Consider the following 7073-nt stretch of genomic DNA (forward strand, 5'->3'; position numbering starts at 1 on the left):
ATCAATCCTGGACAATTATCTGTTTACTGTCGCATTTTCCGAATTCCGGCTGGATATTGACATGGTTGATCCCGAATTCATGGTACACCTTATCCTCAATCTGCAACAAGATGGCATCGAATTCCGATAACCGGATATCTTTTTTGAAGTCAATATGGGCTTCGAGGTGTACCTCATCCTCATTGAGTTGCCAGATGTGTACGTGGTGTACGTTTTTAATGGATTCCAGGGAGCTGATGGCGGCCACAATTTCCTTAACCTTAATACTATCCGGGGTAAAAAGCATCAACACCCGGGTTGAGGAGCGCAGCAGGTCGTATCCCATATAGATCAGGTATAGCCCGATAAGGACGGTTAACAGCGGATCGATCCAATACCAGCCAAAAAAATACATCAGGATACCCCCAACCAGGACGGCTACGGAGGCGAGCATGTCAGTAAATAAATGCAGGTAAGCCGAACGCATATTCATATTGCCTTTGGCTGTACTCCTAAGCAACCAGACACTGAAACCGTTTGCGGCGATACCCAGCAGAGACAGGCTTATCACAATACCAGACCCGACCGTTTCAGGCTCCAGAAAGCGCTCCACTGCTTCTTTAATGAGAAGAATAGCTACCACTAATAAGGAGGCCGAGTTTACAAATGCCGCAATAATCTCAGCGCGCTTATATCCGAAAGTCCGGTTGGAGGAAGCCTCTTTTCTGCCCAGGCGGTTGGCCACATAACTGATGACCAACGATAAGACATCGCTGAAGTTGTGGAGGGCATCCGAAAGCAGGGCTAAGCTGCCAGAAATGATACCCCCTACCACCTGGGCAGCAGTGATAAGGATATTCAGCAGGATGGTCAGCAGCAGGTTCCGACCCTGAACTTCCTTATGGTGATGATGATGGTGGTGCTGTGCCATAGTCCCCCGGCAGCGGCATTACCGCAAGGTTAGTAACATGGAATTTTGTCTATCCGGCGCTGGTGCCTCCCGCCTTCGAAAGGGGTGTTCAGGAATGTACGAACCATTTCAAGGGCCTGGGGGATGGCGATAAACCGCGCCGGCAGGCTTAGTATATTGGCGTTGTTATGCTCCCTGGCCAGGGATACGATCTCCTTGTTCCAGCAAAGGGCAGCACGGATCTCCTGGTGTTTGTTTGCCGTCATAGCAGCCCCGTTTCCGCTTCCGCAGATGATAATGCCCCAATCGGCCTCGCCTGTGGCTACCTCTTTAGCAACCGGGTGGATAAAATCCGCATAGTCCACCGCATCGGTACCATCGGTACCGTAATTGCTTACTTCTATATCCATGGATTTCAACAGGCCTACAATAGCCAGTTTATAGTCGGTACCGGCGTGGTCATTTCCAATAGCTATTTTCATGGTAAAGTCATTTGAGGAATACCTGGTAAAGGTACAAAACCCTTTGATTTCCACCCCCTGGCAGATACGGTATTACGTAAACGTAACGCGGGATAAACACCTGGTTAAAAAGTTGTACACTCAGGTGAAGAAGCTGTTGAGAAAATGCTTGAAAATAATGATAACCCTATTTTGAAAATCGACCTAAAAATCGCATTACAGATTCCATACCTAACAATCAAGACTAAATTATCAGCATTTTTGAAGAACTCATCCCACAATTCAACCCTGAAATAAACAGTCATAATAGGTGAAAGTTTTCCCATATTTCGGTTTATAACCACTTCCGTTAATCGTTAATATAAATCCTAACATTCAGGAAATGAAGTTGGAGTAGCACTAACATTGTGTTTACAATTTCTTAATATCTGAATAAGCAAACCAGAATTCAAATAGTTCTACACCCTATCAACACCCTATCATTATCCCTATTTTTTAAAGATTTGAAAAAAGAAAAAATGAAATATGATTGATAATTGTTTACAGTGTACAGGCGGTACACTGGCAGGAACCATAACCCTACCGATATAATTCGTAATTTTGCGTGAAAGTCGATCCTTAATGTCGAAGAAGAAGAAGCGGGCGAAGAATCACCTGACCAATGAAGTTACCAAGGGAATATTTAGCGTACTCGAAAAAGAACCCCGCAAAAGCTTCAATTACAAACAAATAGCAGCTCAGCTGCAACTCTCTACCCCGGAAGAGCGCAATCTGCTTATCAAACGCCTGGGGCAACTTACCCAGAAAAAGCGGATAGAAGAGACCTCCAGAGGGAAATACAAGGCCATTTTTGTCCCTACTACGTATGTGGGGACGGTCGATATGAATTCCCAGGGGAATGCCTATATCGGAACCGAAGAACTGGACGACGATATTTTTGTGAGCTACCCGAACCTGAACCGCGCCTTCCACGGGGATACCGTAGAGGTACAGTTGTTCCAGAAGCGGCGCCAGAGCAGGCCAGAAGGTAAAATTACGCGGATCGTAAAGCGCAGGAAAACCTCCTTTGTAGGGGTGGTGGATACGTATAAATCCTTTGCATTTGTCCGGCCAACAGACTCCCGGATGTACACCGATATTTTCGTCTCCCTGAAGGACCTTTCCGGGGCGAAGGAGCACGAAAAGGTAATCGTGGAGTTGGTCAGCTGGCCGGAGGATGCAGATTCTCCCTTTGGCCGTGTGGTGGAAGTCCTCGGGATACCCGGGGAACACGATACCGAAATCCATTCCATTCTGGCCGAATACGGCCTGCCTCTTGCCTTTCCGCCGGAGGTAGAGGCAGATGCCAATAATCTCGATACGCGGATACGCGAAGAAGAGGTTGAAAAGCGTCGGGATTTCAGGGATGTCCTGACTTTTACCATAGACCCAAAGGATGCCAAGGATTTTGACGACGCCCTTTCTTTCCGGAGATTGGAAGGTGGGGATATTGAGGTAGGCATCCATATTGCCGATGTATCCCATTACGTGCAGCCCGGGACCCTTTTGGAGGAGGAAGCCTATAACCGCGCTACCTCTGTTTACCTGGTGGACCGCGTGGTGCCCATGCTCCCGGAAATCCTCTCCAATAATGCCTGTTCCCTCCGGCCCCGGGAAGACAAGTACACCTTTTCCGCAGTTTTTGTGCTGGACCAGCATGCCAAGGTTAAAAATCAGTGGTTTGGGCGCACGGCTATTCACTCGGATGAGCGTTTTGCCTACGAGGAAGCCCAGCATATCATCGAAACGGGGAAAGGAGAAATACCGGATTCCGTTTCCATACGCGAAGGGGCTTACACCGTTCAGGAGGAAATTGTGGATGCGATAACGACCCTGGATAAACTCGCCAAGATCATGCGGAAGAAACGCATGGACTACGGGGCAATTTCCTTCGACAAGGTAGAAGTGAAATTTAACCTGGACGAAGACAACGAACCCATTGGGGTTTTCTTCAAGGAAAGCAAGGATGCCAATAAGCTCATCGAGGAATTTATGTTGCTCGCCAACCGGAAAGTGGCGGAATTCATCGGGAAGCAACAACCGGAGAAAACCTTTATTTACCGGATCCACGACCGGCCGGATGAGGATAAACTAATGGCCCTCAACGGGATTGTCAAACGATTTGGACACAACCTGGATTTCCGGAGCGAAAAGGCCCTGAGCCAGTCCCTGAACCAGTTGCTGGAGGACGTAAAGGGCCGCAAAGAACAAAACCTGGTAGACACCCTGGCCATCCGCAGTATGAGCAAGGCGGTTTACAGTACGGATAATATCGGGCATTACGGGCTTGCCTTTAAATATTACACCCATTTCACCTCTCCTATCAGGAGGTATCCGGATGTTATGGTCCACCGCTTGCTGGATCATTATCTGAGTGGAGGGAAAACCCCGGCAGCCGGGCCTTACCAGGAACAGGCCAAGCATTCCTCCGAACGGGAGAATCTGGCGGCCAATGCCGAACGGGATTCGGTGAAGTATATGCAGATCAAATTCATGGAAGACCACCGGGACAAAGAGTTCGACGGGGTTATTTCCGGGGTGACTGAATGGGGTATTTATGTGGAGATCGTCGAAAACAAGTGTGAAGGGATGATCCGGATCCGGGATTTAAAGGATGATTATTATACCTTTGATGAAAGGCAGTATGCCCTGGTTGGCGAACGAAAGGGCCAGGTCTATCAATTGGGAGATGAAGTCCGGGTTATGGTCAAGCACACCGACCTGATCAAAAGACACCTGGATTTTACCCTTATCGGTAAACGCTAGGGGTACTGGCAACACTGACAATGTATTCGTATGGGTGGTAACAAGACAAGGTTTGTCGTAGCATTACTCCTGTTGGTTGGCGGGGCCAGGGCAACGTCCCAATCCGGTACCATTACCCATACCCTCGACTCCTATAACGAAATCAAGGTCTTTGACGGAATATCGGTCAAGCTTATTCCTGCGGATAAAGATGAAGCGGTAGTCCGCGGCCAGGATACCGACAAGGTAGCTGTTGTCAATACCGGTGGGGTATTGAAAATCAGGATGGAAATCACCCGGATTTTCAGTGGTTACCAAACCTTTGTGGATGTGTATTACACCCGTGCCCCTAAAATAATAGACGTTAACGAAGACGCGCTGATTCAGACCGAGTCGGTTATCCGGCAGGATGTTTTGGAAGTAAAGGCCCAGGAAGGGGGCGAGGTCCGTGTAAAAGCGGAGGTCACCCAGTTCCTGGTCAAAGCCGTTACCGGGGGTATTATTAGTGCATCAGGAACCTCTAAAAACCAGGATGTACAGATCAATACCGGGGGGATCTACCACGGGAAGGAATTCCGAACAGGCCTCTGTACCGTGAATGTCAATGCCGGTTCTACAGCAGAAATCCACGCCTCGGATTACGTGCAGGCTTCGGTTAAGGCAGGCGGCAAAGTCTTTGTCTACGGGAACCCGGCAAAAATGGACGAGAAAACGGTGTTCGGAGGAACCATAAAACGCATGTAAGGGTGATTTGGGACGACATACAGGCGGCAATACCACTGGGGTTTTTGTTGAGCTTCATGATCGGCCCTGTTTTCTTTGTACTGCTCGAAACCAGCGCCACCAAAGGCTTCCGTGCAGGATTAAGTTTGGATTTGGGTGTAGTCCTTGCCGATGTGCTTTTTATCCTTATTGCCTATTTCAGTAGTTTTCAACTCCTGGAAAACCTCAGCAACCAACCCGGTTTGTATGTCTTTGGGGGGGTCATCCTGCTGGTTTACGGGATGACGACGGTATTCCGTTCGGACTTCAAGGAAAAAAAACCCCATTTTGTGACCCGTGGGACGGATTACCTGGGGCTTATGGTAAAGGGCTTCCTGTTGAATTTCATCAATATAGGCGTTCTGGTGTTCTGGCTGGGGATTATCATAATTGTGGGTCCCAGCCTGGAGAACGAGCCCAACCGCCTTATTACTTTTTTCGGGGCCATGCTGGCCACCTATCTCATCACCGATATTGTGAAGATTATCCTGGCCAAGCAACTGCGCAGCAAACTCACGCGCAGGCGCATCTACTGGGCCAAAAAAATTCTGGGCATCATCCTGGTTATTTGCGGCATTGTCCTGATTGTGGAAGGGTTCCTTCCCAAGGAGCGGTGGTCCATTGAACAGGGTATTGAAATGATGCGCGAATAAAAAAACCCCGGGAAATTTCCCGGGGTTTCTTCCTTCTGAGGCATCGAGCGGATTCGAACCGCTGTACAAGCTTTTGCAGAGCTGTGCCTAGCCACTCGGCCACGATGCCTTAAGGGATGGCAAAGTTAGTGTTTTTTCCATCCAACAGAAAACTCAGTTCCTGTTTTTGGACAGTTCTACGGTTACCTGCTGTACATCTCCCCCAATGGGTGGGTTGATCTTGGATACGGCAACCCTGGCCTGGGTAACAGCCCGCTGTTCCTCCAGGATACGGTCCAGGATACGGGCGGCCACCGTTTCGATGAGTTTGGTGCGCCGGGCCATTTCCTCCCGGATGATGGTCTGGAGCTGCACGTAGTCTACCGTGTCTTCCAGGTGGTCCGATGCACTTGCCTTTTGCAGGTCAGCATGAACTTCCAGGTCTACCCGGTAATCGGATCCAATCTTTTCTTCTTCTTTCAGGCAGCCGTGAAACCCGTAAAGCCGCACGTTTTCAAGCCGGATAATCCCCATGGGCGATGTTTTGCTGCAAAGCTATGCAAATTGAACCTTCCCGGTCAATAGGTGCAGCGGCAGTTGCTGAGCCCCTGGAAGAGGTCCATGCCCACGGTAACCACGTGGGTCCCGTAGCTGTAGGCCAGGATATCGTTCAGAATCACCTGTACGGAATACCCGAAGTAGAAATTGCTCTTTTTGAAACCTACAAAAGGAGCGATATAGAGCGGCCGTCCGATCTGATCGTTCAGGAAACGGTAGTTGACCCCACCGTAGTAGTAATCTTCGAAATCGTAAAGCCTGAGCTTTACGTTGAGGTCTGTTTCGGACCGTCCGTCGCTTTCAAAGAGCTTATACAATACGGATGGCTCAATTTCCAGGCGGCTGTTCTTGTTTTTCGAGTACCGGAAGCCGGTGTAGACATAATAGTTCCTGAGGTGGTTGGGCTCAAAGACCGGATTAAAGCTCGCCAGGTCCTTGTCTAACAGGTTGGAAGCGTTTACACTTACATAGAACTTATTGTAGCGGTACATAACCCCCACGTCGAAGTTGTGGTTGCTCGTTGAGCGGTCGTCGGTAACACTGGGGTCTATAAACGGGCTGCCGTCTGCTTCCCGGAATTCTTCAATATCGATCCGGAACTGGTTAAAGTTGTAGGAAATCCCGAAAGACAGGAATTCGTCTTCGTACCGGTCCAGGGTAAGGTGGTGCGCAAAAGAGAGGCGTGCCCCCTGCTGGCGTGTATACCCGTTTCGGTCATTGTAGAGGAATATTCCCAGGCCGGAGCGGTTCCCGATCCGCGCATCTGCGGCCAGGGATTGCGTTTGGGGGGCGTCCTTGATCCCAACCCACTGGCTGAGGCCGTTCAGGCGCACCTTTACGTGGTCACCGATACCCGCATAGGTGGGCGCCAGCACAAAGGGGTTGTCCGCCAGGTACTGGGAAAGCTGGGGAGAGTTCAACTCCTGGGCGCCCAGGCGGAACGCTGCCAGCATGATCCAAAAGAAAATGAGTTTCCTGCGCATGGTG

7 protein-coding genes and 1 tRNA gene are annotated in these 7073 nt (G+C 49.6%); 3 read left to right on the forward strand and 5 right to left on the reverse strand.

Features of this window, described 5'->3' with window-relative positions:
* Window position 1: 1 nt before the first annotated feature.
* Both CA832_RS02395 and CA832_RS02400 read right to left on the reverse strand, forming a co-directional pair.
* A complete protein-coding gene (locus CA832_RS02395; RefSeq protein WP_088339958.1) occupies window positions 2-910 on the reverse strand; it encodes a cation diffusion facilitator family transporter in 909 nt (302 codons plus the stop codon).
* A gap of 29 nt (window positions 911-939) precedes the next feature.
* On the reverse strand, window positions 940-1371 hold the full coding sequence (locus CA832_RS02400) for an RpiB/LacA/LacB family sugar-phosphate isomerase (RefSeq protein ID WP_088339959.1): 432 nt from the start codon (window positions 1369-1371) through the stop codon (window positions 940-942).
* Between the two features lie 600 nt (window positions 1372-1971).
* On the opposite strand from CA832_RS02400, the gene rnr reads away from it, so the two are divergent.
* From rnr to CA832_RS02415, 3 genes are read left to right on the forward strand one after another with little or no spacing between them, the layout of a single operon-like run.
* The gene (gene rnr / locus CA832_RS02405) at window positions 1972-4155 is read left to right on the forward strand and encodes a ribonuclease R (RefSeq protein ID WP_088339960.1); all 2184 of its coding nucleotides are present in this window, start codon (window positions 1972-1974) and stop codon (window positions 4153-4155) included.
* A gap of 30 nt (window positions 4156-4185) precedes the next feature.
* Complete coding sequence (locus CA832_RS02410) at window positions 4186-4878, forward strand: head GIN domain-containing protein (RefSeq protein WP_088339961.1); 693 nt, start codon at window positions 4186-4188, stop codon at window positions 4876-4878.
* Window positions 4879-4883: 5 nt separating this feature from the next.
* Window positions 4884-5549, forward strand: coding sequence for a LysE family translocator (locus CA832_RS02415; protein ID WP_088340729.1), 666 nt, complete (start codon window positions 4884-4886; stop codon window positions 5547-5549).
* Between the two features lie 38 nt (window positions 5550-5587).
* On the opposite strand, the gene CA832_RS02420 is transcribed toward CA832_RS02415, so the two are convergent.
* The 3 genes from CA832_RS02420 to CA832_RS02430 form a co-directional block, all read right to left on the reverse strand.
* Window positions 5588-5658 (reverse strand) — tRNA-Cys (locus CA832_RS02420).
* A gap of 44 nt (window positions 5659-5702) precedes the next feature.
* Window positions 5703-6062 carry a dihydroneopterin aldolase gene (gene folB / locus CA832_RS02425; protein WP_088339962.1) on the reverse strand — a complete coding sequence of 120 codons (360 nt, stop codon included), beginning with the start codon at window positions 6060-6062 and terminating at the stop codon, window positions 5703-5705.
* 44 nt (window positions 6063-6106) lie between these two features.
* Window positions 6107-7069 (reverse strand): PorP/SprF family type IX secretion system membrane protein, encoded by a 963-nt coding sequence (locus CA832_RS02430; protein WP_088339963.1) that lies wholly within the window; start codon window positions 7067-7069, stop codon window positions 6107-6109.
* Window positions 7070-7073: the final 4 nt, after the last annotated feature.

It is taken from the genome of Robiginitalea sediminis, from assembly GCF_002198115.1.
GTDB lineage: Bacteria > Bacteroidota > Bacteroidia > Flavobacteriales > Flavobacteriaceae > Robiginitalea > Robiginitalea sediminis.

Bases quoted from the DNA above. Each gene is read 5' to 3' on its own strand.
- CA832_RS02395 (WP_088339958.1), bottom strand. From the start codon at position 910: ATGGCACAGCACCACCATCATCATCACCATAAGGAAGTTCAGGGTCGG.
- CA832_RS02400 (WP_088339959.1), bottom strand. From the start codon at position 1,371: ATGAAAATAGCTATTGGAAATGACCACGCCGGTACCGACTATAAACTG.
- rnr (WP_088339960.1), top strand. From the start codon at position 1,972: ATGTCGAAGAAGAAGAAGCGGGCGAAGAATCACCTGACCAATGAAGTT.
- CA832_RS02410 (WP_088339961.1), top strand. From the start codon at position 4,186: ATGGGTGGTAACAAGACAAGGTTTGTCGTAGCATTACTCCTGTTGGTT.
- folB (WP_088339962.1), bottom strand. From the start codon at position 6,062: ATGGGGATTATCCGGCTTGAAAACGTGCGGCTTTACGGGTTTCACGGC.
- CA832_RS02430 (WP_088339963.1), bottom strand. From the start codon at position 7,069: ATGCGCAGGAAACTCATTTTCTTTTGGATCATGCTGGCAGCGTTCCGC.